Source organism: uncultured Porphyromonas sp., from assembly GCF_915070105.1.
Classification (GTDB): Bacteria; Bacteroidota; Bacteroidia; order Bacteroidales; family Porphyromonadaceae; genus Porphyromonas.
On sequence record NZ_CAJZFJ010000019.1, the window covers coordinates 1 to 22312 of the forward strand.

Consider the following 22312-nt stretch of genomic DNA (forward strand, 5'->3'; position numbering starts at 1 on the left):
TAAGGTGATTGGAGCGAACATACCGAGTCCTCTCTAGCGTTCATTACGTGTCCTCTGTTAGGGCTCTCGGAATGGCTGTATAGCCCTTCATCTGCATTGCTCTATCTAGGGAATCTGTTCCGTGTCCTAATCTTCTTTCTGTCAGAGGTTTGCTTGGTCTATGCGTTCCTTCTTTTCCGATCGAGTGTGTCTGTCTATGGGGGAGGGGCGAGCTGACAGGAGAAGGAGCACGAGGAAGGAGCTCGTATTAGACAGCTAGAGATGCAGCGAGGATCCTCTCCTTTGCCATACCTAATATATATGGGTGTGGGGTGGGTGATGTGGGTAGGTAGTGATGCTAGGTATGGTTGGCTGGAGGAGTTAAATTTGTTGTATCTTTGAGTGTCCTAGGATAGGTATGCGACCCTGATGCTATCTGCATGTATAGCAAGGACAGCGAACAAATAACATCACAGCTCATGAACAATGAACAACTGATGACCCGAGCAGCCGATAACATCCGTATCCTAGCTGCTTCGATGGTCGAGCGTGCCAAGAGTGGACACCCAGGCGGTGCTATGGGTGGTGCAGACTTTATCAATGTGCTCTTCTCAGAGTTCCTCATCTTCGATCCCAACGACCCCAAGTGGCCGGGTAGGGATCGCTTCTTTCTTGACCCAGGGCACATGTCGCCCATGCTCTACGCTCAGCTATCACTCATCGGTAAGTACTCGATGCAGGAGCTCCAGCAGTTCAGACAGTGGGGCAGTCCTACCCCTGGACACCCCGAGGTAGATGTCCTGAGAGGTGTGGAGAATACCTCAGGGCCACTTGGACAGGGGCACACCTTCGCTGTGGGAGCAGCGATCGCCGCCAAGTTCCTCGCCGAGCGACTAGGCTGGGTGATGAGCCAGACGATCTATGCTTATATCTCAGATGGCGGTGTGCAGGAGGAGATCTCTCAGGGTGCAGGCCGCATAGCAGGGCACCTAGGGCTGGACAACCTCATCATGTTCTATGATGCAAACAACATCCAGCTCTCTACCAAGGTGGACGAAGTCGATACAGAGGATGTAGCGATGAAGTACAAGGCTTGGGGTTGGCACGTGCTAGAGGTGGATGGCTCATCAGCAAGTGAGATCCACAAGGCACTGGCAGAGGCAAAGTCTATCGTCGGCAAGCCTACCCTGATCATCGGACATACCACGATGGCTCGTGGGGCTGTCGGTGCTGATGGCACGAGCTACGAGGGTAAGGTGAGCACCCACGGACAGCCACTCTCGGCTGCTGGGGCTTCGTTTGAGGCCACGGTGCAGAACCTAGGGGGTGACCCCAACGACCCCTTCCGCATCTTCCCCGAGGTAGAGGCTATGTATCAGGCTCGCCTTGACGTGCTCCGACAGCTCGCTGAGGAGCGCAAGAAGGAAGAGGCTCTGTGGCGTCAGGACAACAAGGATCGGGCAGAGAAGCTCGACCGATGGTTCTCGGGTGTAAGCCCTGTCATCGACTGGTCTAAGGTAGAGCAGAAGCCCGACCAAGCTACCCGTGCTGCCTCAGCCACTATCCTAGGCGTACTAGCGCAGCAGGTAGAGAATATGGTCGTAGCCTCTGCCGACCTATCCAACTCGGACAAGACGGATGGCTTCCTCAAGAAGACCCGAGCCCTTACCCGAGGTGACTTCGGTGGAGCTTTCCTACAGCCAGGTGTAGCAGAGCTCACGATGGCTTGCCTATGTATCGGTATGGCACTGCATGGCGGTGTGATAGCCGCATGCGGTACGTTCTTTGTATTCTCTGACTATATGAAGCCAGCGGTGCGTATGGCTGCCCTCATGGAGCTACCCGTAAAGTTCGTATGGTCGCATGATGCCTTCCGTGTGGGCGAGGATGGGCCTACCCATGAGCCCGTAGAGCAGGAGGCACAGATCCGACTGATGGAGAAGCTACAGAATCATAGTGGAGCCAATAGCCTGCTGGTACTTCGCCCCTCTGATGTCGAGGAGACGACAGTGGCATGGCGCATGGCTATGGAGAATGTCCATACTCCATCAGCCCTCATCCTCTCTCGTCAGAATATCAAGGATCTCCCTTCCCCCGAAGGCAAGACCCGAGGAGAGGCAGCTCAGGCTGCTGAGCGTGGAGGCTACATCGTCCAGCGTGACGAGCATCCCGAGGTGGTCCTAATCGCTAATGGGAGCGAGGTTTCTACCCTCATAGAGGGAGCAGAGCTCCTTCGCAAGGATGGCATTCAGTTACAGATCATAGCCGTGCCCAGCGAAGGGGTATTCCGCCGTCAGCCTAAGGCTTATCAGGATGAGGTGCTCCCTCAGGGAATCAAGCGATTTGGTCTCACGGCTGGTCTACCCGTGAACCTCCTCGGTCTCGTCGGGGACAATGGTACTATCTGGGGACTGAACTCCTTCGGCTTCTCCGCTCCCTACAAGGTGCTTGATGAGAAGCTAGGCTTCACCGCTGAGAATGTCTATCAACAGGTCAAACAGCTACTCGGTAAGTAGTAGCTCATCCATATTACTATGCCTTGCACGAATAAGATAGGACTCGCAGCCGACCATGCTGGCTACGAGCTGAAGGAAGAAGTGAAGGCTCAGCTTATCGCCCGTGGTCTTCAAGTCGAAGACTACGGGTGCCACTCTGCTGAGCGGTGTGACTACCCCGACCATGCGCACCCTATGGGACGTGCCATCCAGGAGGGGACGATAGCACGAGGGATCTCTATCTGTGGATCAGGTAATGGGATCTCTATGGTGCTCAATAAGTACCCACGAGTACGAGCCGCCCTCTGCTGGAGTGTGGAGCTTGCTAAGCTGGCACGTGAGCACAACGATGCTAATGTCCTATCCCTCCCAGCACGATTTATCTCTAGGGAGGAGGCAGAGGCGATCGTCTCGGCCTTCCTAGACACAGCCTTTGAGGGTGGGCGACATGTCGCTCGGGTAGAGAAGATCCCCATTCACTAGCTGTCGGGGATTCCTCCACAGCATAGAAGACCCTATGAGCAAGTATCTAGCCCTATTCATAGCGCTACTCCTCTCCATCACGACATCATGGGCAGGACCACTCCTGCCCAAGGTGAAGCGAGACATCCCACAGCGGGGTGTCTCGCCTTTCCGTGCTGGGCAGGTGCAGCTCGCTACTGCACGGCTAGAGACAGAGCTAAAGGCTCTCCTCAGTGAACTTAGGATTAAGGCAAGCCCTAGAGCCAATCATCAGATAAGCCTAGAGCTACAGACCCATATAGAGGGACTTCCCCAAGGGAATGAGGAGGCCTACAAGCTAAGCATTACCAGCGACCTTATTAGCCTGAGTGCCTACACCGAGACGGGGCTGTATAGGGGGCTACAGACGCTGAGACAGCTCTATGAGAGAGGTGAGTGGAGGGCTCGTGTGATCCTTGACTGGCCAGCCTTCCCGTGGCGAGGCTTCATGATGGACGTCGGGCGCACCTATATCCCCCTAGAGCAGCTCAAGCAAGAGATTGACCTATTGGCTCGCTTCAAGGTCAATGTCTTTCACTGGCATCTCACAGAGAACGAAGCCTGGAGGCTAGAGAGCAAACTCTATCCCAAGCTCAATGATAGGGGCTCCATGACCCGCATGGCTGGTCAGTACTATACCCAAGAGGACGCGAGGGAGCTTGTACGATACTGCCGAGAGCGTCATGTATTGCTCATTCCCGAGATCGATATGCCGGGGCATAGCGCAGCCTTTGAGCGTGCGCTTGGCTATGGTATGCAGACAGAGCAAGGGAAGAAGACCCTCAAGGTGCTCATCAAGGAGGCTTGCGAAGTCTTTGATGTTCCCTATCTGCATATTGGTACAGATGAGGTGCAGTTTATGGATAAGACCTTTGTCCCCGAGATGGTCGCCTATGTACGCTCCCTAGGCAAGAAGGTGATCTCTTGGGCACCAGGATGGTCTTACCAGATAGGAGAGGTCGATATGCTCCAGCTCTGGAGCTCTCGTGGTAAGGCCGTCAAGGGAATCCCTGCCCTAGACTGCCGCTACAACTACCTCAATCACTATGACCTCTTCTCTGATATAGGACGCCTCTATAATAGTCGGATCTATGGCGAGGATAAGGGGACTGAGCAGCTCTATGGAGCCCTCCTAGCCATATGGACGGATCGTGCAACACTAGATACGAGGCAGATCATTCGTGAGAATCAGCTCTATCCAGCTATGCTTGCTCTAGCCGAGCGTAGCTGGGTCGGTGGAGGTCGAGGCGACTTCACGAGTCGGGAGGTGATGACCTCTGACCCCAAGAGCCCAGCCTATGATGAATTCAAGGACTTCGAGACTAGAATGCTCAGCTATCGCAAGGTCTTCCCTCCTGAGTACTTTCCTTATGTCCGACAGACGGATGCCCGCTGGGTCATATCCGCCCCCTTCCCCAATGGCGGAGAGCTTAGGAGGGTCTTCCCCCCCGAGCAGGCTATTGGTGCCATAGCTCCCCCTAAGTCCCTACCCAGCTATACCTACGAAGGCAAGACCTATCCCTCACAGATGGTCGCAGGGTCAGGATTCTACCTAAGGCATGTGTGGGGAGACCTCTGTGCAGGTCTCTTGGAGCAGGCAGAGACTGACCATACCTGCTATGCTATGGCATGGGTCAATTCACCTAAGGAGCAGAAGGTCGGGTTACTCTTCGAGACACAGAATTATAGCCGTTCGGAGAAGGACCTCCCGCCTCCTCCCGCTGCTTGGGATCACCGAGAGAGTAGGATCTGGGTCAATGGGAAGACCATCATCCCTCCGGTGTGGACCAATACACACACTATCCCTACCCTTACCTCAGCCCTTGGTAATGAGAATGCTTGCTCGCGTCCTCCCATTCCTATTACCCTGAAGAAGGGGTGGAACCAACTCTTCATCAAGCTCCCCATAGGAGCATTTACTACCCGTGAAGTACGCCTTGTAAAGTGGATGTTTACTGCTGCCCTTGTTAGCCTAGATGGTACAGAGGCGGCCGATGTACGTTACCTCGACTTATAGTTATTATGAATAGAATAGCACTCCTCTCTCTTATCTCTACCTCTGCTCTCTCCGTCCTATCAGCTCAGAATAAGAAGGCACTACCCAATGTCATCTTCATCATGGCTGACGACCTTGGCTATGCTGATGTGGGCTTCAACGGACAGAGTCTTATCCGTACTCCTCACCTCGACTCATTGGCACGGGCTGGGATGCAGTTCACCGATTTCTACGCAGGCTGCTCCGTCAGTGCCCCTTCTCGTGCTTCGCTCATGACGGGTATGCATACAGGGCATACGCAGATACGAGGCAATAAGGAAATCAAGCCTGAGGGACAGTCCCCCGTAGCTGATCACATGACGCTAGGAAGGCTCTTCCAAGGGGCGGGCTACCGTACTGGGATCTTTGGGAAGTGGGGGCTAGGTTATCCAGGATCCGGTGCTGAGGCTACTGATAGAGGCTTCGATGAGTTCTTCGGATACAACTGCCAGCGTATGGCTCACCTATACTATCCCGACCACCTCTGGCGTGGGAAGGAGCGTGTCGATTATCCAACTAATGTAGATGGGCAGCATGGAGTCTACTCTGCTGATGAGATCCATAGAGAGGCTCTCCGCTTCATCGAGACCTCGGCGAAGGACAATGTACCCTTCTTCGCTATGCTCACCTATACCCTCCCTCATGCGGAGCTTAACCTCCCTCATGATGCAGTCTATGAGTACTACGAGGGGAAGCTCACACCTAAGCCCTACGAGAGTCGCTATAAGTGGGATTACCCCTCCTCCCCCAATGCCCATGCAGCCTTCGCAGCCATGGTAGAGCGTTTGGATCGATATACCGGAGAGGTCGGAGCACTACTTCGTCGTCTCGGTATCGAGGAGCGTACCCTTGTGATCTTCACTAGTGACAATGGCCCACACCGAGAGGGTGGGGCAGACCCCGACTACTTCGATAGTAATGGTATCTACCGAGGCATTAAGCGAGACCTTTACGAGGGCGGTATACGGATCCCTATGGCTATGGCTTGGAAGGGTAAGATAGCTCCTGGGGGGAAGAGCCAAGTACCTCTAGCCTTCTGGGACTTCCTACCTACCTTTGCCGAACTGATAGGACAAGGGGCAAAGGCCAAGGGCAGTGATGGTAAGTCCTTCCTTAGCCTGTTGAAGGGATCTGCTCCCAGCAAGTCCCTACTGAGCCGCCCCCTCTACTGGGAGTTCCATGAGGATGGAGGTAAGATGGCCTTACGTAAGGGCGAATGGAAGCTCGTAGCCCTCAAGGTCGATACAGGCTCGCCCGTACTCGAGCTTTATAACCTCGCCTCCGACCCTAGTGAGACGAAGGATCTTAGTGCAAGCGAACCTAAGCGTCGAGAGCAACTCTATAGAGAGATGCTACGTATGCGTACCTCATCGACAGACTTCCCCTTCGCCTATGAGGTGAAGGCACAGACAGAGAGATCAGCACACTGATGGAGCGTTTCTTCAATCGCGAGTTCACCTTTGACCGTGTCGCTAGGATTATCCTCCTAGCACTCGTTGTCTTGCTCCTAGTCTTAGGACTTAGGGCGATTTGGGATGTCTTGCTTCCCTTCCTATTGGCTGGGATATTTGCCTATGTGATGATGCCCTTAGTGCGGTTCTTCCAGTTTAAGCTGAGGCTCCGCTCTCGTGGGCTGTCTGTCATTCTGACGCTGCTAGTGATCGGGGCACTGATCTACCTAGCGGTAATCTATGTCGTGCCCTCTGTACGGGAAGAGGTAGAGAAAACCCTACAGATGATCTCCAGCTATAGCGGTGGACAGGATCTCATCTCTATGCTACTGCCCAAGAACGTCCGTAACTACTTTACGAGCAACAAGACTTGGGGTAACTTCTCCCGCAACCTCACTGTAGATAAGCTCATCGAGAATACAAAGCTTATCCTAGACCAGTTGGGGGGAATTATCAATAGCACACTCTCGGTCTTCTCCTGGGGCTTTGTCTTCCTCATGGGGATTGTGTACTTTATCTTCATCCTACTAGACTTCGAGAACCTCGGGCGTGGCATTATTAGCCTCTTCCCCGTATCTCTACGCCCTATGATGCGTACAGTCTGCTCGGATCTCGATCGGTACATGAATAGCTACTTCAGAGGTCAGGCTCTCGTCGCTCTGAGTGTCGGGGTGTTACTCACCATTGGCTTCAACATCATTGGCCTACCGATGGCTACGGCTATGGGGATCTTCATCGGTATACTGAACTTCATCCCCTATATGCAGGCTCTCGGGATCATACCCTTGGGGCTAGCTAGCGTGCTGATGGCCGCCCAGAATGGGGAGAATGTTTTCATCTGTCTCCTACTAGCCTATGGGGTGCTAATGGTCGTACAGATCCTTCAGGATATGATCCTAGTGCCTCGTATCATGGGCTATACGATGGGGATGCGCCCCTCACTCATCCTCCTTGTCCTGACGATTTGGGGTTATCTGCTCGGCTTCTTTGGGTTGCTCATCGCACTGCCTGCTACGATGTTCCTCTACTCATTCTATAAGCGGTACATACTCGAGGATCAGGAGTATATCGACGAGATGGATCAAAGGAAGAAGCCAAAGGAAAAGAAGTCGAGGGGCAAGAAAGATAAAAATGACTTAATGCCAGAGACGACTACCTCTGCACATACAAGTGAAATAGATGGATCTAACTAAGAACCCTAGCACCTTCATCGCCCAAGGGCTACAGAGAGCGAAGCAACGAGGAGCCAATGGCACCTCGGGGTCTCTCCGCCTGACGACTATTGGGATAGCCCTTAGCCTGAGTGTGATGCTACTCTCGGTAGCCATCATACTAGGCTTCAGAGAGCAGATCCATGAGTTTGCCTTTAGCCAAACTGGGCACATCAGTCTGAATAGCTACGGTAGCAACTGGAGGAACTCCAATACGCCTGTGCGTATATCTAACCAACTGCTCAACTTCCTTAGACGCGAACCCTATATAGAGCGTGTGATGCCGATCGTGCAGGAGGCTGGGCTACTTAAGACCGAGGATGACTTCTCGGGTATTGTACTCTATGGGATTGATCCTTCCTTCAAGAGCGACTACTTCGTCAATGGCCTTAGGGAAGGACGTCTCCCGAATGTAGCACCCGAGGCAATCGGGGCACCCGAGATAGCACTGCCTACGCATGTGGCAGATCGTATGGGATGTGAGCTGGGGGAGAAGGTACGTATCTACTTCTTTGGAGACAAGATGCGTGTGCGTGTCTATACGCTCGTCGGGATCTATGAGTCTACGGGGCTGGAGCTATCTCCTGCCCTATGTCCCATGATCTCCCTACAGCGTCTGAACCAATGGAGCAGCGATACCTATAGTCGTCTCATGATCATGCTTCGCCAACCCAAGGCTGCTGAGGCTAAGCTAAACCAGCTGATCACTAGACTACAGGCGCACCCCGACTTAATCGCTAACGAGGACTATGGTATGAACCTAGGACAGGAGCTCCAGCCCGAGCTCTTCAACTGGCTCACCTTCCTCGATACCAATGTCTATGCGCTACTTGGGCTGATGATCCTCGTAGCAGGCTTCTCTATGATCACAGGGCTCATCATACTAGTCCTAGATAAGAGCAAGCAGATAGGTATTCTAAAGGCTCTTGGGGCTACGAATGGGCTACTCCGCAAGGTCTTCCTCATCCTCTCGGGGCACCTTATCGTAAGAGGGATGATATGGGGTAATGTGTTAGCTCTTGTGCTCTGCCTGCTACAGAGACACTTCAAGCTCATTCACCTCAATCCCGCCAATTACTTCATGAGCTCTGTCCCCATACACTTTGACCTACTTGCTTGGATAGGGATCAACCTCGGGACGCTTCTCTTGATCCTACTGATGGTACTTGTCCCTGCAGGGCTTGTTAGCCGTATCCGCCCAGCAGAGAGTATGCGCATCGACTAGCTTCTATCCTGATGTGGGTTGGGCTTAGTCCCATACTCACTCCTTAGTAGAGACTCAGCCCTACATAGAGAGCACCCCGGATAACCCACTTATGGGCTATCCGGGGTGCTCTTATATGAATCCCCCTAGTATAAAAGAGTGGGAGCGAGTCTAAGCGATGTGCTATATACCCTCTTTCTCCTTGTGCTCTATCTCTGTTGGGTCAAAGGTCGGTAGCTGTATGTGTAGGGCTACTGCGATCACACGAAGGGTAAAGACAGAGGCTGCTGAGATGAGCTGTACCCACTCAATGGATATAGTCGTGTATAGCCCGAGGAGCACATAGATGATACCCCCTAGGAAGCATGCCGTTGCATAGAAGTCTGTGCGGAAGATCAGGGGCGTATCATTGATCAAGATATCTCGGATAAGCCCACCGAAGGAGCCCGTGACTGTACCCATAATGATAGCCACCCACCATGGGTAGCCCGTAGCAAAGGACTTGGCGACACCCACCACGACAAAGAGACCGAGCCCGATGGCATCGAAGAAGAAGAGGGAGTGATTGAGCCGTACGACTTGCCTACGGAAGACGATGGTGAAGGCCAGGGCCAGCCCCGTGATAATGAGATACGAGGGCTGTATGAGCCAGAAGGGCTTTAGGTCAAGGAGGATGTCACGTATCGTACCACCGCCCACTGCTGTTACGAAGCCTACGACGTAGGCACCGAACCAGTCAAAGCCCTTAGCCGCTGCTAGTCGAATACCACTAATCGCAAAGGCTAATGTCCCTAGATAGTCACACCAGTCTACGAAGCTATTGACGTCTACTATATGTGCAAATTTCATCACGCTTACTCTTACTTGATAGGTCTCATCTCTTCATTACCTGTCCTATTGGCTGAACCATAGTGCTAGTAGGACTCGGCTTCACTAGGGAAGGAATGCTCCTTAACGGCTTGGATATAGTCGGAGACAGCGGCGTTAATTGCTTCGCCGATCCGACCAAAGCGACGGAGGAACTTCGGGCTGAAGCTATCCTCCATCCCGAGCATGTCCTGCGTGACGAGCACCTGACCATCGACACCACTACCTGCACCGATTCCGATCACGGGGATACGTAGGATTTGGGCTACACGCTGGGCTAGTGGAGCAGGTACCTTCTCTAGTACGAGGGCAAAGCACCCTGCCTGCTCCAGTCCCTTCGCCTCCTCTAGGAGTCGCTCAGCGTCTGCCTCCGTACGTCCCTGTAGGCGATAGCCACCGAGCTGGTGTACGGACTGTGGAGTTAGTCCTAGGTGTCCCATGATGGGGATCCCCGAGGTCGTCAGATGGCGAATGATCGGATAGACAACCTCTCCGCCCTCTAGCTTGAGGGCATCGCACCCAGTTTCCTTCATGATACGTACCGCAGAGCTAATGGCGGTCTCCTGCGAGATCTGGTAGCTCCCGAAGGGCATATCTACGATCACGAAGGCCTGCTGGACACCTCGGACGACCGAGGCACCATGGTAGATCATCTGATCGAGGGTGATGGGTAGGGTAGTGGAGTGGCCTGCCATGACGTTGGCAGCGGAGTCTCCGACGAGTAGGATCTCTACACCATTACGATCTAGTAGTCGTGCCATAGTGTAGTCGTAGGCGGTGAGCATAGTGATAGGCTCACCCTCTTGTTTCATAGCTTGTAGGCGGAGGGTTGTGATCTTCTTCGTCTCGGGTTTGTGTTGGGACACTGTTCTCTCTAATTTGAATAGTAAGGACACGCCACACCCAGCCCGATCAGGGGCAGAGTGTGGCATGTCGGTATAGGGTTATTTAGATGATATAGTGCACGGCGATGTGGCGGGTAGGCTTACTCCCACTCTATCGTGCTGGGGGGCTTGGAGGAGATGTCGTAGACGACACGATTTACTCCACGAACCTTGTTGATGATCTCGTTAGAGACCTTAGCTAGAAACTCATAGGGTAGGTGTGCCCAGTCTGCGCTCATCGCATCTGTGCTCGTGACGGCACGTAGGGCGATCGTGTACTCGTAGGTACGCTCATCACCCATCACACCTACAGAGCGGATGGGGAGTAGGATCGCTCCGGCCTGCCAGACTTGGTCATAGAGACCTGTCTCACGTAGCATGGCCATGTAGATCTCATCTGCATTCTGCAGGATCTCGATCTTCTCTGCGGTGATCTCCCCGAGGATGCGTATACCGAGGCCTGGGCCTGGGAAGGGCTGACGCTTGATCAGTCGCTCCTGCATACCCATCTCTAGGCCTACACGGCGTACCTCGTCCTTAAAGAGTAGACGCAGGGGCTCGACGAGCTTCAGCTGCATGCGTTCAGGCAGACCTCCTACGTTGTGGTGGCTCTTGATCACGGTACCCGTGATGCTTAGGCTCTCGATGACATCTGGGTAGATCGTCCCTTGGCCGAGCCACTTGATCCCCTGGAGCTTCTTTGCCTCTTCGTCAAAGACCTCGATGAAGCCTCGGCCGATGATCTTGCGCTTCTCCTCAGGATCGGTGACCCCTTGTAGAGCGGTTAGGAACTTGGCACGAGCATCTACACCGATGACGTTTAGCCCGAGGTGCTCGTAGTCTCTTAGGACGTTGGTGAACTCATTCTTGCGCAGGAGCCCGTGATCGACGAAGATACAGGTGAGGTTCTTGCCGATAGCCTTGTGTAGGAGTACTGCTGTGACGGAGGAGTCTACACCGCCTGATAGGGCGAGGATGACCTTGTCATCTCCTAGCTGCTCTCTCAGCTGCTGGATGGTATGCTCTACGAAGGAGGCTGGAGTCCAGTTGCCACGGATGCCCGTGATGCTTAGGAAGTTGCCTAGGAGCTTGAGTCCCTCCTCCGTATGGAAGGCTTCGGGGTGGAACTGTACCCCCCAGGTCTGCTCGCCATCGATACGGAAGGCGGCAGCTGCTACATCCTCCGTGCTAGCTATGATACGGAAGCCCTTGGGGAGCTCTGTGATCGTGTCGCCGTGGGACATCCATACGGTTGTCCCTTGGGTGATCCCCTTCATCAGAGGGTCGTTAGCATGGTGGATCGAGAGGTGTGCACGCCCGTACTCACGGCTGTCGCATGGCTCTACCTTGCCTCCAGCCTGATGGACGATGCTCTGTGCCCCGTAGCAGATCCCCAGTAGAGGGCGCTTCCCACGGAGCTCCTGTAGCTCTATTCGGAAGGCCTGACTATCATAGACCGAGTAGGGGCTCCCCGAGAGGATAATGCCTGCTATGCCTGTGAGATCTTGGGGGAGCTTGTTGTAGGGGACGATCTCGCAATATGTATTGAGCTCACGAAGTCTTCGACCGATGAGCTGGGTCGTCTGCGAACCAAAGTCAAGGATGAGAATTTTCTCCTGCATATCTAACCAATTAGTACGAGTTGTGTCGCAAAGATACGAATTACCTTGATACCCCGTCCCCCTAGATTCTTCCCTCTCAACCTCAGACTTGGCATATATGCACTCATGATCATACATAGACGACTAGGACGATCATGATATGTCCTCATCTCCCAGCTTGTCGAGAGCGTCTTCGCCTGACGCACGTGATGGAGGCATTCCTTATAGGAGTGCATGGAGTCATAGCTGTATTGAGGCGGTAGGCCTCTTGATATATCTTGACGACAGAGTACAACTAGGTATGCTGTCCCATACTGACCCTCCTCATATAGATCTCTTTGGGTGGAGTCGGATATCCTATTGGAGGTGGGCGAGGGATGCCGATTGTTAGGGTCGGATGGCGGGGAGACTGCTGGACTATCCTAGCCTCGGAGCAGGGCTGGCACTTGAAGCTACTAGAGCGTGAGGGCTAGGTAGCCTAGGGGTATGCGCTTAGATGGAAGTATCTGTGCCACAGGTGTCGGTTTACTCTACATAGACCTACTATCTAGGAGCGAAAAGTGTACACACGTGTATACCATAGTGTACACGTGTGTACACTGTTGTATACCCACGTGTACACAACCTCGCTCTAAGTATGTCCTCTATAGGGCTCGCTCGTAAGTAGGCATCACGGGAGTAACCTCTAGGTACTCAGTGGTATGACCAAGGCTCCTCGGAGCATTAAGCTAATGCCCTCAGAGTGCCAAGGAGTGGTGAGTACCAACCCAAATCATGTGTAGGCTCTCCTGCCTCGGAGGGTCTCCCATTTGGGATGTATACTATTATGGTATATGGAAATTCTCTATCTTCGTGGCGTATAATTTATAAGTGTTACATACTCTCAGTTACGATGAAGCAACCACTTCTCCTAGCCCTAGGGCTCTGCGCAAGCGTGGCTCTAGGACAAGGGCTCTCGGCTCAGTCTCCTGCGCCTAAGCCCGTCTATCCCGTCCCTACTCAGGCGCAGATCGACTGGCAACGCCTAGAGACCTATGCCTTCATACACTTTGGGCTCAATACCTTCAATGACCTAGAGTGGGGCTATGGCAATACCCCTGCCAAGACCTTCGCTCCGCCTGTGCTCGATGTCGAGCAGTGGGTCACGACCCTCAAGCGTGCGGGCATGAAGGGGATCATCCTCACCGCTAAGCACCACGATGGATTCTGTCTCTGGCCCACCAAGACCACCGAGTATTCGGTGAAGAACAGCCCATGGAAGGGCGGTAAGGGCGACCTCGTTAAGGATCTGAGTGAGGCCTGCCGTAGACATGGGCTACACTTCGGTATCTACCTATCCCCTTGGGATCGAAATAATGCCAACTACGGCTTCCCCGAGTATCAGAAGACCTTCCACGAACAGATCCGTGAGCTCACGACGAACTATGGGGAGCTCTTCGAGTACTGGTTCGATGGAGCCAATGGTGGTACGGGCTGGTATGGTGGTGCAGACTCTGCCCGAAAGATCGACCCGCTCACCTACTACGACTATGAGGGGGCAACGAAGATGCTGCTGCGCAACAACCCCAACATCATGATCTTCGGTGGGACGACACATACCATCCGCTGGATCGGCAATGAGCGTGGATGGGCTGGTGAGACCAACTGGGCTATGTATGATGAGTCTAAGCAGAAGCACTATACCCAGGCTCAGTGGGGTATGGAGGATGCTAGCCACTGGCTACCAGGTGAGGTGGATGTGAGCATTCGCCCAGGGTGGTTCTACCATCACCGTGAGGACCATCAGGTGCGCTCGGTCGCCAACCTCGTGAATATCTACTACGAGAGTGTCGGACGCAATGCCAACCTCCTGCTGAACTGTCCGATTAACCTCGATGGGAAGATTCCCGCCGTGGACTCTGCTCGTCTGATCGCTTGGCATGACCATATCAAGGCATCCTTCCGAGATAATAAACTTCGCAAGGCCACAGCTCGAGCCTCTGCTACTCGTCCTGGACGTAGCTTCCAGCCTCGTAATGTCAATGATGGTACCCCCGACACCTACTGGGCTGCTCCTGATGGCGAGAAGACGGCCAGCATTACGCTAACCCTCCCCCGAGAAGAGCTTATCAATAATGTAGCTCTACAGGAGTACATTGCCCTTGGGCAGCGAGTACGTAGCTTTGCCCTAGAGGTCGCTGGTCGTGATGGCAACTTCCGTCCCATCGAGACTAAGGATAGCTTGACGACCATCGGATATAAGCGTCTTATCCGCTTCGAGGCTGTGAAGGTTAAGGCTCTTCGCCTAACCATCACGGATGCTCGTGGCCCTGTGTGCCTCGCAGAGGTAGCAGCCTATCTAGCCCCAGAGGTCCTAGAGGCTCCTCGTATCCGCCGTGACAGCAGAGACAGTGTCTACATCACGACCACAGCACGTAATGCCCACATCGAGTATCAGCTGGTGCCCCGCAACGTCGGTGCTACTCATAACCTCTGGAAGCGCTACACTGCCCCCTTCTATCTGCCCGATGACTTCACGACCATCCATGCTCGTGTCTCTAGTGCTAGCAATAAGGACAAGGCTCAGGCTACCTACAGCGTAGGGTATTCTCTCTCCAAGGTGAAGACCCCAGAGCTCGCTGACGATCTACGTACAAAGCTCTTCGATGGCAACGGCTATTCTACGGTCACCCTCCCTCGTGGGGTACGTGCTCTCACACTGGAGCTGGATCAGCCTAGGAGAATCTGTTCACTTACCTACACCCCCTCTCAGCAGCGAGATGCACGTGGGCATATCCAGCGCTACAAGCTATATGTCGATGATCAGGAAGTGGCAGAGGGTGAGCTCGCAAACATCAAGCACAACCCTATCCCTGTCTCCCTTGAGCTCAAGACGCCAGTCGAAGGACGCACTATTCGCCTAGTCGTCACCAAGACTGTAGACGATGTACCCGAGGTGACGATCGGTGACCTAAGCATCTACTAATGAGCGTCACGAATCCCACCCCAAATGTCGAGGCCACGAGACCGATACGTATCCTCTTCGTGTGTCTTGGTAATATCTGTCGAAGCCCTTCGGCAGAGGGTGTCTTCCGTCACTATGTCTCAGAGCAAGGAGCATGTGACCGCTACGACATCGATTCGGCAGGGCTCATCGCACACCATGAGGGCGAGCTCCCTGATGGTCGTATGCGAGCCCATGCCGCACGACGTGGCTACGAACTCGTCTCTCGCTCACGCCCGATTACCTATGAGGACTTCTTCTACTATGACTATATCATAGGTATGGACAGTGCGAATAGGGAGCGTCTGCTAGACCTAGCCCCCACCGCTGAGACTGCTCAGAAGGTCTCCCTGCTGACAGACTGGGCTGATGATGCCCCCAAGGACCATATCCCTGATCCTTACTATGGAGGGGCAGAGGGCTTCGAGCACGTTCTGGATCTCATAGAGCTCTGTGTACCTCAGCTCTATAGAAAGACGATCTCTTAGACGAGTCTCAGTTCACTCAATAGTTAAAGGGTGGATGGTGCTTCATGCACCATCCACCCTTTAACTATTTCTGTACTATGCTCTCTACCGCCTTCTCGTTTCTCGCTCTCTAGATCTTCGCTTCCCCGAGGCTATACGGGAAGAAGAGGTTTGCTAGGAATAGGGTGGTGAGGGGAAGTGCTCGTGAGCTTAGCGTATCTTCATGCGCTTGTAGCTTGAGGCGAGCTTTGCCGTTAGGCGCAGAATGAGGTCAAAGAAGACCATCTTGCTATTGACATTTTGGGCGATGTGGCGACGTGCTAGGTCTAGCTCCTCCTCCACAGCACGTACGACATGCCCCGTGATACAGCTACGTAGATAGCTGGCAATGCTGGTCTCTTTGGGGGTGAGGTAGTTGAGCTTGGGCAGGTCGAGGTTGAAGAGGTAGAACTCTCGGAACATACGTGCCAGGTACTCCAGCAGAGCCTGTTGCTCGTCACGGCTTAGTGAGGCAAGGTCGTCTGCCAGTATCTTCATCTCGATGGGCTGGGCATTGACCGTAGCACGTAGGACACGCTGTAGGTGTCGCTCTAGTATGGCCTGCTGCTCACTCTCGCCTCTGAAGGTATCTAGTGCCACACGATAGTTTCCCTCACTGAGATGAGCTGCGAGGGTGGCATCAGCGCCCTCTCTCCCCCCATCGGGAAGGCTTAGTAGGGCGGCCTCGATCTCCATAGGAGCTAGAGGGCGTAGGCGTACTGTCTGCATACGGCTACGTAGCGTACCTAGTACAGCCTCCTCCTCCATAGTGACCATCAGAATGACTGTACGCTGCGGTGGTTCTTCGACGAGCTTGAGGAGCTTATTGCCTAGAGCCTCTTGCATTCGCTCGGGGAGCCATATCATGAGGATACGATAGCCAGACCCAGCCATGTGGTAGCTGAAGTGCTGCTGGATCACCTCTCCCTCTCGTGCGAAGATAGAGGCCTTCTTGCCATCTCCTCCGAGTAGGGAGAGCCATTCTTCGTATCTGATGTAGGGACCTCGTGCCAGTAGGGAACGCCACTCGGGAAGCGTATCCTCGGAGAGGTTCTTACCCGAGGCATTGACTATGGGAAAGAGGTAGAAGAGGTCTTGCTCGGCAAACGTATCATACCGCTTACACGAAGGGCAGTGCCCACAAGCGTCATGCTCGCCTCTATCTGTACAGTTGAGGTAGCGTGCATAGGCATAGGCTAGCCCTAGAGCTCCCTCACCATCACGCCCTACGAAGAGCTGTGCGTGTGGGACTATCCCCTGCTTGACAGAGGAGATGAGCTCGGCCTTGGCTAGGTCTTGTCCGATGATGTCGTGGAAGTACATACCCTATTCTATATTTGACTCGTGATGGTAGTGCGTGATAGTGATTGGGCTCGTAGCTCCCTCTCTACTTCGGATACGAAGCCCTCGATATAAGCTTTGCCCGAGGAGGTAATCATACTCTCGGGATGAAACTGTAGCCCGAAGATCGGGTACTGCCTATGACGGAAGGCCATCAGTTCGTGATGCTCCGACTCTGCCCCCTCGCTATATGCCGTGGGGATGAGGCATGCGGGGAGATCTGCTCTACTCACTACCCAGCTATGGTAGCGCCCTACGATACTTCCCTCTGTGATACCACCGACAATGGGGTCGCTATGGTCTATGTCTACTAGAGGTGCGGGATGACCATGTAGGGGATGGGGTAGTTGGTGGAGCGTTGCTCCGAGGTGCTGTGCGATGGCTTGGTGTCCGAGGCAGATACCCAGTATCGGGTAGTGACCTACTCCCTCTGCGATTAGTCTCATCATCCGAGGATATTCCTCTGGGATACCAGGGCCAGGGGAGAGGAGTAGAGCGTCATATCGGGTCATCTCATCTCCGCATAGCTCGTCCTCACGAATCAGGTCATAGGTAACACGTGGATGCTCCCTAAGTAGCTGCACGATATTGAAGACGAAGGAGTCGTGATTGTCGATGACGAGCAAGCGTATCATAGCATGGTATCTAGGTGTCGCCTGGTCAGTAGCCTATCCGTATCTGTGTAGGTTGGGCTTATCGTATGGTCAAGCGACACACGACAGTCTGTCTAGGGAAGATCGCTCTAATGAGATAGACACCAGGGGTGAGGGAAAGCTTGACCTCACCGCTATTGCGAGCCGAGAGTACCTTGCGCCCCGTGATGTCCATGATGTCCAGCTGGGTGACAGGCTCGGGCATACGCAGGAGGTCACTAGAGAGCCATATCGTAGGACCAGAGGCGATGGCTTCATCTTGCTTGAGTACGCTGTTACCTCCATTGGCCTTGTAGTAGACACCTCCGATGACTGTCCCATTTGATATGAGGTAGCTCCCTCCATTGGTTAGAGATACCGTCCCGTGGTCAGGGGCCGCAAAGTAGCGCACAGATAGACGTGTATTGGCCACTCGGCTACTGAAGGAGGGTAGAGAGCAAATGCTATCGCCCTGGATGATCTTGCGGAAGCCAAGGCTATTGCGACCCTTCTCCTGTGCAAAGCCAATAGTACCCCCGAGGAGTAGCAATAGGAGCAGGCTGATAATGGGCCGATAGTTATATCTGTGTGGCATGTGAGTCAGCTTCTAGAGTGGGGATGAGGCGAGGAGATGGGAGGGTTGTCTTCTTTAGTGCTCTTGTTGTGAAGGGGCTACCTTGGAGTTCGTTGGAGCTTAGTCAGCCGAGAGGAGCTCTCGCAATTCGTCTGCCGTAATGTCCACGATGATATCTCCTCGGTAGGCCAGAGATATCGTTCCTCTCTCTTCGCTTACGATGATGACCCTAGCATCGGTCTTTTGGGATAGCCCGAGGGCAGAGCGGTGGCGTAGGCCAAGATCCTTATTTAGGTCAGGGTTGCTTGCCACGGGGAGGATACAACCTGCGGCACATATCTTCTCTCCTGCTATGATCATAGCCCCATCGTGTAGGGGGCTATTCTTGAAGAATATTGTCTCGATCAGTCGTGCATTCACTGAGGCGAGGAATCGCTCCCCTGCGTGCTGATAGGGGGTGAGATCCATATTGCCCTGTATGGCGATGAGGGCACCGGTCTTCTTGCGCGCCATGTTCATACAGGCTAGGACAACTGGGGCGATGTAGGCAGCCTCCACACGTGCCTGTTGCTCACGGCTGTCTCGGAAGAGGTTCCGTATCTTTCGCCATCGCTGGGCTGAGCCTATCGTGACAAGGACCTTACGCACCTCGTCTTGGAAGATGATGACGAGTAGTAGGAAGCCTATGTTCACGAACTTGTCTAGCAGTGCCCCCATCAGACGCATCTGTAGCACCTGAGAGATCAGTAGCCAGAGGATGATGAAGGTCACGATCCCCATGAATAGGGAGCGACTACCCGAATAGCGAAGGGTAACGTAGGTATAGTAGAGACATACTGCCAGGAGGAGTATGTCGATGATATCCTTGATCGAGATCTGAAGCCACCAGAGCATGTGTATCGCCTTTACGTTGTCTTATATAGTTAGAGTTTGCTCTTATTCGTGTGAGCGTAGTGGATAGCTCCGTCCTTGAGCTCATAGGGATGCATAGCCTCGTAGATGCGTATGGCCTCTACGGCAGGAGCTACGTCATGTACCCGAAGGATCTTTGCGCCCCGCTCTAGTGCGAAGGCATGAAGTATGGATGTGCCATTGAGTGCCTCCTCTGGGGTTACACCTAGTAGGCGATAGACCATGCTCTTGCGTGATACTCCGACTAGGAGAGGCAGAGGGAGGACGGTCTGTAGATCGGACATACGGGCTAGGAGCTCATAGTTCTGCTCTAGGGTCTTGCTGAAGCCGAAGCCAGGATCTAGGATCACATCATGTACACCTAGCTCTGTGAGCTGGCCCACCCGCTCAATGAAGTAATCAAGTATGTCGAGTACGAGATCTCGGTAGTCAGTCTGCCCACCCATGGTCTGAGGAGTACCCCTCATGTGCATGAGGACATAGGGCACCTGAAGCTCTGCGATGGTCGTGTACATCTCAGGGTCAAGTGCCCCGCCTGAGATATCGTTGATCATCGCTACTCCATATTCCTGCACAGCCCATCGTGCGACCTCTGCTCTGAACGTATCTACGGAGACAGGCAACTCTGGGTACTCGTCTCTCAGTATCTGTAGTGTGGGAGCTAGTCGTCTCATCTCCTCCTGACTGCTGACATCCTCTGCACCTGGGCGAGAGCTGTATGCGCCGACATCTGCTATCGAGGCTCCTTCACGGAGGAGGGTATCGATACGCTCCCTCAGCTCACTCTCTCCTGCGATGCGGCTCGTAGAGTAGAAGGAGTCGGGGGTGACGTTGATGATCCCCATGACGATAGGGCGCTCTAGTGAGAGGAGCTTGCCCGAGAGGTTGAGGGTTAGGTGGTCGGGGCGGTACATAGCCTAGTGGAGGGGATAGTACACTCTGTCCATGGGGAGGTCCCAAGGCTCTGTGGGGAGATGGCGAGGACGTAGGAGCCCAAAGCTCACACCGATACGTCTCGCCTTAGTCTGTGCGAGGTAGCGGTCATAGTAACCTTTGCCCCGTCCGAGTCGATAGCCTTCGCTGTCAAAGGCCAGGGCGGGGATGATGAGCAGATCCAGCTGCTCGGGGGATACAGCCTTATGATCGAGCGTGGGCTCATAGAGACCAAAGCTCCTAGAACGCTCTAGTGAGTCCCAAGAGATGAAGGGATAGAAAGCCATCTCCTCCTCTCCTAGCACTCGGGGCAGGTAAACTGACTTCACCCCCACTACCTCATCGATGAGTGCCTGTAGGCAGGGCTCATCGGGGAGGGCTGAATAGAGTCCCACGTGTTGAGCTTCGGACCATAAGGGATCTCGGCGTAGCTGCTCCACGATAGAGCTACTCCACCGAACCCGATCGGGCTCTGTGATGAGCTCTCGTCCTAGTGTGCGGAGTCTACGACGAAGGTCCTGCTTGGTGCTTACTGCTTCGTGGGCTTCCATTCCTTGGAGGTAAGACATTCGATGGCACGTAGTACCTCGGGGTCACGTTCGTTGCGGATACGATAGTAGAGGTTCTTCTCTCCTCCTAGCATATCTGCGATGAGAGCGACGAGGTCACGCTTGAGGATCGGGAACGACTCCTGTAGGAGCCCTGGGCGCTGTGCTACACCATACTGCTGTGCGAAGGAAGCGTAGCTGTAGACGATCTGATCACCTACGCTCCATAGATAGTCTGATAGCTCCTTGACGGAGGAGAATGTGGCTAAGCGGGAGCGGTTCGCATCGGCATAGGTGAAGGCAAACCGCTGGATCGTACCAGACCTCAGTAGGCGCAGGTAGTAGGTGTTGATCCCCGTGCTGTCTCGTGGCACGAAGATATCGGGGGTGATCCCCCCGCCGCCGTAGACGACACGACCCATGCGGGTGTAGTACTTGGTCGTATCTGGCTTAGAGATGCTATCGGCAGAGAATAGCTCTCCGTGTATGTATCGCTCCTCGATGTCATCTACGTAGGCTTCGAGGCCTCGGGCATAGCTCTTCTGTATGCTCCTGCCCGATGGAGTGTAGTAGCGTGCTACCGTGAGTCGGACGACGGAGCTATCTCGTAGGCTAAATGGTACCTGTACAAGTCCCTTGCCGAAGGTACGCCGACCTATGATCTGTGCACGATCGAGATCCTGCATAGCCCCAGCAAAGATCTCACTAGAGCTAGCACTATTCTCATTGACGAGGACGGAGATGGGGACATTCTTGAGTCGGCCATCCCTTTCGGTCTTGAAGTCCTCACGGGGGTAGTGTGCTCCCTGATTGTAGAGCATTAGATCTCCTCGATTGAGGAACTCACTGGCTAGCGCTGTTGCTGCCTGTAGATACCCACCTCCATTGTCTCTTAGGTCGATAAGGATCCGATCGACGCCCTCAGGAGCGTGCTCTGCGTAGGCCTGCTGGAACTCCAGCGGGGTCTGTGCTCCCCACTTATTCAGGCGTACGTAGAGAACACGTGGACGTATCATGTAGGCAGCGTCGATCGTCGTCACGGGGACAAGACCACGCACGACAGGGCAGTCGAAGACCTTCTCGCCACGCTTGACCAGCAGGTGTACGACTGTATCCTCTGGCCCCTTGAGCGCCTTCATTACATCATCTGAGGAGATCGAGTCACGGGTCAGTACGCTCGCATCAGCTCTCAGTATTCTGTCTCCAGGCTGGAGTCCTGCACGTTCGCTGGGGCCGCCCTCGATGACTCGTACTACGACGACGGTATCAAGAAGAGTATTGAACTGGACACCGATCCCGGCAAAGGCTCCTTCGAGTCCCTCGGTCTCCTGCTTATTGAGCTCGGCACTCAGGTAGACAGAGTGGGGATCTAGCTGGGAGAGCACGTAGGGGATGGACTGCTCCTCGATACTATCGAGGTTCACCGAATCGACGTAGAAGCGTTCGATGAGCGAGAAGATCTGCCCCAGCTTGCCCGAGGAACCTCGCCTACCTCCTATCCCTAGGAAGACAGAGGTGAAGACCCCGAAGAGGAAGATGATGCAGACGATAGCTATATAGGCTAGGGTGCGCAGTAGCCGTCCACGCCGTGGATGCTGAGGAGCCTCTGGCGTAGGGCTAGTGGAGTGAGTAGAGTCTGGTTGCATAGATTCAGC

18 protein-coding genes are annotated in these 22312 nt (G+C 54.0%); 8 read left to right on the forward strand and 10 right to left on the reverse strand.

Annotated features, from left to right (window positions below):
* The first annotated feature begins 458 nt into the window (after positions 1 to 458).
* The 6 genes from QZ554_RS03180 to QZ554_RS03205 are packed head-to-tail and all read left to right on the forward strand — an operon-like array spanning position 459 to position 8897.
* Positions 459 to 2495, forward strand: a complete 2037-nt coding sequence (locus tag QZ554_RS03180) for a transketolase (RefSeq protein ID WP_297194330.1) — start codon at positions 459 to 461, stop codon at positions 2493 to 2495.
* 18 nt (positions 2496 to 2513) lie between these two features.
* Positions 2514 to 2957 carry a ribose 5-phosphate isomerase B gene (gene rpiB, locus QZ554_RS03185; RefSeq protein WP_297194332.1) on the forward strand — a complete coding sequence of 148 codons (444 nt, stop codon included), beginning with the start codon at positions 2514 to 2516 and terminating at the stop codon, positions 2955 to 2957.
* A 34-nt stretch (positions 2958 to 2991) separates the two neighbouring features.
* Complete coding sequence (locus QZ554_RS03190) at positions 2992 to 4992, forward strand: family 20 glycosylhydrolase (protein WP_297194334.1); 2001 nt, start codon at positions 2992 to 2994, stop codon at positions 4990 to 4992.
* A gap of 5 nt (positions 4993 to 4997) precedes the next feature.
* A complete protein-coding gene (locus QZ554_RS03195; protein ID WP_297194336.1) occupies positions 4998 to 6440 on the forward strand; it encodes an arylsulfatase in 1443 nt (480 codons plus the stop codon).
* Positions 6440 to 7654, forward strand: coding sequence for an AI-2E family transporter (locus QZ554_RS03200; RefSeq protein WP_297194338.1), 1215 nt, complete (start codon positions 6440 to 6442; stop codon positions 7652 to 7654). Before QZ554_RS03195 ends, QZ554_RS03200 begins: the two co-directional genes overlap by 1 nt.
* Complete coding sequence (locus QZ554_RS03205; protein ID WP_297194340.1) at positions 7641 to 8897, forward strand: ABC transporter permease; 1257 nt, start codon at positions 7641 to 7643, stop codon at positions 8895 to 8897. Before QZ554_RS03200 ends, QZ554_RS03205 begins: the two co-directional genes overlap by 14 nt.
* Before the next feature lie 162 nt (positions 8898 to 9059).
* Here QZ554_RS03205 and QZ554_RS03210 read toward each other — a convergent pair whose 3' ends face one another.
* From QZ554_RS03210 to guaA, 3 genes are all read right to left on the reverse strand, one after another.
* Positions 9060 to 9725 (reverse strand): trimeric intracellular cation channel family protein, encoded by a 666-nt coding sequence (locus tag QZ554_RS03210; RefSeq protein WP_297194342.1) that lies wholly within the window; start codon positions 9723 to 9725, stop codon positions 9060 to 9062.
* A 65-nt stretch (positions 9726 to 9790) separates the two neighbouring features.
* Complete coding sequence (panB, locus tag QZ554_RS03215; protein ID WP_297194344.1) at positions 9791 to 10609, reverse strand: 3-methyl-2-oxobutanoate hydroxymethyltransferase; 819 nt, start codon at positions 10607 to 10609, stop codon at positions 9791 to 9793.
* A gap of 119 nt (positions 10610 to 10728) precedes the next feature.
* The gene (guaA, locus tag QZ554_RS03220) at positions 10729 to 12249 is read right to left on the reverse strand and encodes a glutamine-hydrolyzing GMP synthase (protein WP_297194346.1); all 1521 of its coding nucleotides are present in this window, start codon (positions 12247 to 12249) and stop codon (positions 10729 to 10731) included.
* Between the two features lie 871 nt (positions 12250 to 13120).
* On the opposite strand from guaA, the gene QZ554_RS03225 reads away from it, so the two are divergent.
* Both QZ554_RS03225 and QZ554_RS03230 read left to right on the forward strand, forming a co-directional pair.
* Positions 13121 to 15193: an alpha-L-fucosidase gene (locus tag QZ554_RS03225; protein WP_297194348.1), complete on the forward strand. Its 2073-nt coding sequence runs from the start codon at positions 13121 to 13123 to the stop codon at positions 15191 to 15193.
* Positions 15193 to 15699, forward strand: a complete 507-nt coding sequence (locus QZ554_RS03230) for a low molecular weight protein-tyrosine-phosphatase (RefSeq protein WP_297194350.1) — start codon at positions 15193 to 15195, stop codon at positions 15697 to 15699. The genes QZ554_RS03225 and QZ554_RS03230 overlap by 1 nt, the downstream gene beginning before the upstream one ends.
* A gap of 189 nt (positions 15700 to 15888) precedes the next feature.
* On the opposite strand, the gene QZ554_RS03235 is transcribed toward QZ554_RS03230, so the two are convergent.
* The 7 genes from QZ554_RS03235 to QZ554_RS03265 all read right to left on the reverse strand — a co-directional run bounded on the left by QZ554_RS03235 (position 15889) and on the right by QZ554_RS03265 (position 22303).
* Positions 15889 to 17040, reverse strand: coding sequence for a DNA polymerase III subunit delta (locus QZ554_RS03235; RefSeq protein WP_297194352.1), 1152 nt, complete (start codon positions 17038 to 17040; stop codon positions 15889 to 15891).
* 8 nt (positions 17041 to 17048) lie between these two features.
* Positions 17049 to 17693 carry an aminodeoxychorismate/anthranilate synthase component II gene (locus QZ554_RS03240; RefSeq protein ID WP_297194354.1) on the reverse strand — a complete coding sequence of 215 codons (645 nt, stop codon included), beginning with the start codon at positions 17691 to 17693 and terminating at the stop codon, positions 17049 to 17051.
* Between the two features lie 58 nt (positions 17694 to 17751).
* Positions 17752 to 18285, reverse strand: a complete 534-nt coding sequence (locus tag QZ554_RS03245; protein ID WP_297194356.1) for a hypothetical protein — start codon at positions 18283 to 18285, stop codon at positions 17752 to 17754.
* A 99-nt stretch (positions 18286 to 18384) separates the two neighbouring features.
* Positions 18385 to 19158 carry a diadenylate cyclase CdaA gene (gene cdaA, locus QZ554_RS03250; RefSeq protein ID WP_297194357.1) on the reverse strand — a complete coding sequence of 258 codons (774 nt, stop codon included), beginning with the start codon at positions 19156 to 19158 and terminating at the stop codon, positions 18385 to 18387.
* Between the two features lie 29 nt (positions 19159 to 19187).
* Positions 19188 to 20090, reverse strand: coding sequence for a dihydropteroate synthase (gene folP / locus QZ554_RS03255; RefSeq protein WP_297194359.1), 903 nt, complete (start codon positions 20088 to 20090; stop codon positions 19188 to 19190).
* A gap of 3 nt (positions 20091 to 20093) precedes the next feature.
* Positions 20094 to 20660: a 5-formyltetrahydrofolate cyclo-ligase gene (locus QZ554_RS03260; RefSeq protein WP_297194361.1), complete on the reverse strand. Its 567-nt coding sequence runs from the start codon at positions 20658 to 20660 to the stop codon at positions 20094 to 20096.
* Positions 20639 to 22303 (reverse strand): S41 family peptidase, encoded by a 1665-nt coding sequence (locus QZ554_RS03265; RefSeq protein WP_297194363.1) that lies wholly within the window; start codon positions 22301 to 22303, stop codon positions 20639 to 20641. Before QZ554_RS03265 ends, QZ554_RS03260 begins: the two co-directional genes overlap by 22 nt.
* Positions 22304 to 22312: the final 9 nt, after the last annotated feature.

Coding starts and splice junctions, on each gene's coding strand:
- QZ554_RS03180 (WP_297194330.1), top strand. CDS start 459: ATGAACAATGAACAACTGATGACCCGAGCAGCCGATAACATCCGTATC.
- rpiB (WP_297194332.1), top strand. CDS start 2,514: ATGCCTTGCACGAATAAGATAGGACTCGCAGCCGACCATGCTGGCTAC.
- QZ554_RS03190 (WP_297194334.1), top strand. CDS start 2,992: ATGAGCAAGTATCTAGCCCTATTCATAGCGCTACTCCTCTCCATCACG.
- QZ554_RS03195 (WP_297194336.1), top strand. CDS start 4,998: ATGAATAGAATAGCACTCCTCTCTCTTATCTCTACCTCTGCTCTCTCC.
- QZ554_RS03200 (WP_297194338.1), top strand. CDS start 6,440: ATGGAGCGTTTCTTCAATCGCGAGTTCACCTTTGACCGTGTCGCTAGG.
- QZ554_RS03205 (WP_297194340.1), top strand. CDS start 7,641: ATGGATCTAACTAAGAACCCTAGCACCTTCATCGCCCAAGGGCTACAG.
- QZ554_RS03210 (WP_297194342.1), bottom strand. CDS start 9,725: ATGAAATTTGCACATATAGTAGACGTCAATAGCTTCGTAGACTGGTGT.
- guaA (WP_297194346.1), bottom strand. CDS start 12,249: ATGCAGGAGAAAATTCTCATCCTTGACTTTGGTTCGCAGACGACCCAG.
- QZ554_RS03225 (WP_297194348.1), top strand. CDS start 13,121: ATGAAGCAACCACTTCTCCTAGCCCTAGGGCTCTGCGCAAGCGTGGCT.
- QZ554_RS03230 (WP_297194350.1), top strand. CDS start 15,193: ATGAGCGTCACGAATCCCACCCCAAATGTCGAGGCCACGAGACCGATA.
- QZ554_RS03235 (WP_297194352.1), bottom strand. CDS start 17,040: ATGTACTTCCACGACATCATCGGACAAGACCTAGCCAAGGCCGAGCTC.
- QZ554_RS03240 (WP_297194354.1), bottom strand. CDS start 17,693: ATGATACGCTTGCTCGTCATCGACAATCACGACTCCTTCGTCTTCAAT.
- QZ554_RS03245 (WP_297194356.1), bottom strand. CDS start 18,285: ATGCCACACAGATATAACTATCGGCCCATTATCAGCCTGCTCCTATTG.
- cdaA (WP_297194357.1), bottom strand. CDS start 19,158: ATGCTCTGGTGGCTTCAGATCTCGATCAAGGATATCATCGACATACTC.
- folP (WP_297194359.1), bottom strand. CDS start 20,090: ATGTACCGCCCCGACCACCTAACCCTCAACCTCTCGGGCAAGCTCCTC.
- QZ554_RS03260 (WP_297194361.1), bottom strand. CDS start 20,660: ATGGAAGCCCACGAAGCAGTAAGCACCAAGCAGGACCTTCGTCGTAGA.
- QZ554_RS03265 (WP_297194363.1), bottom strand. CDS start 22,303: ATGCAACCAGACTCTACTCACTCCACTAGCCCTACGCCAGAGGCTCCT.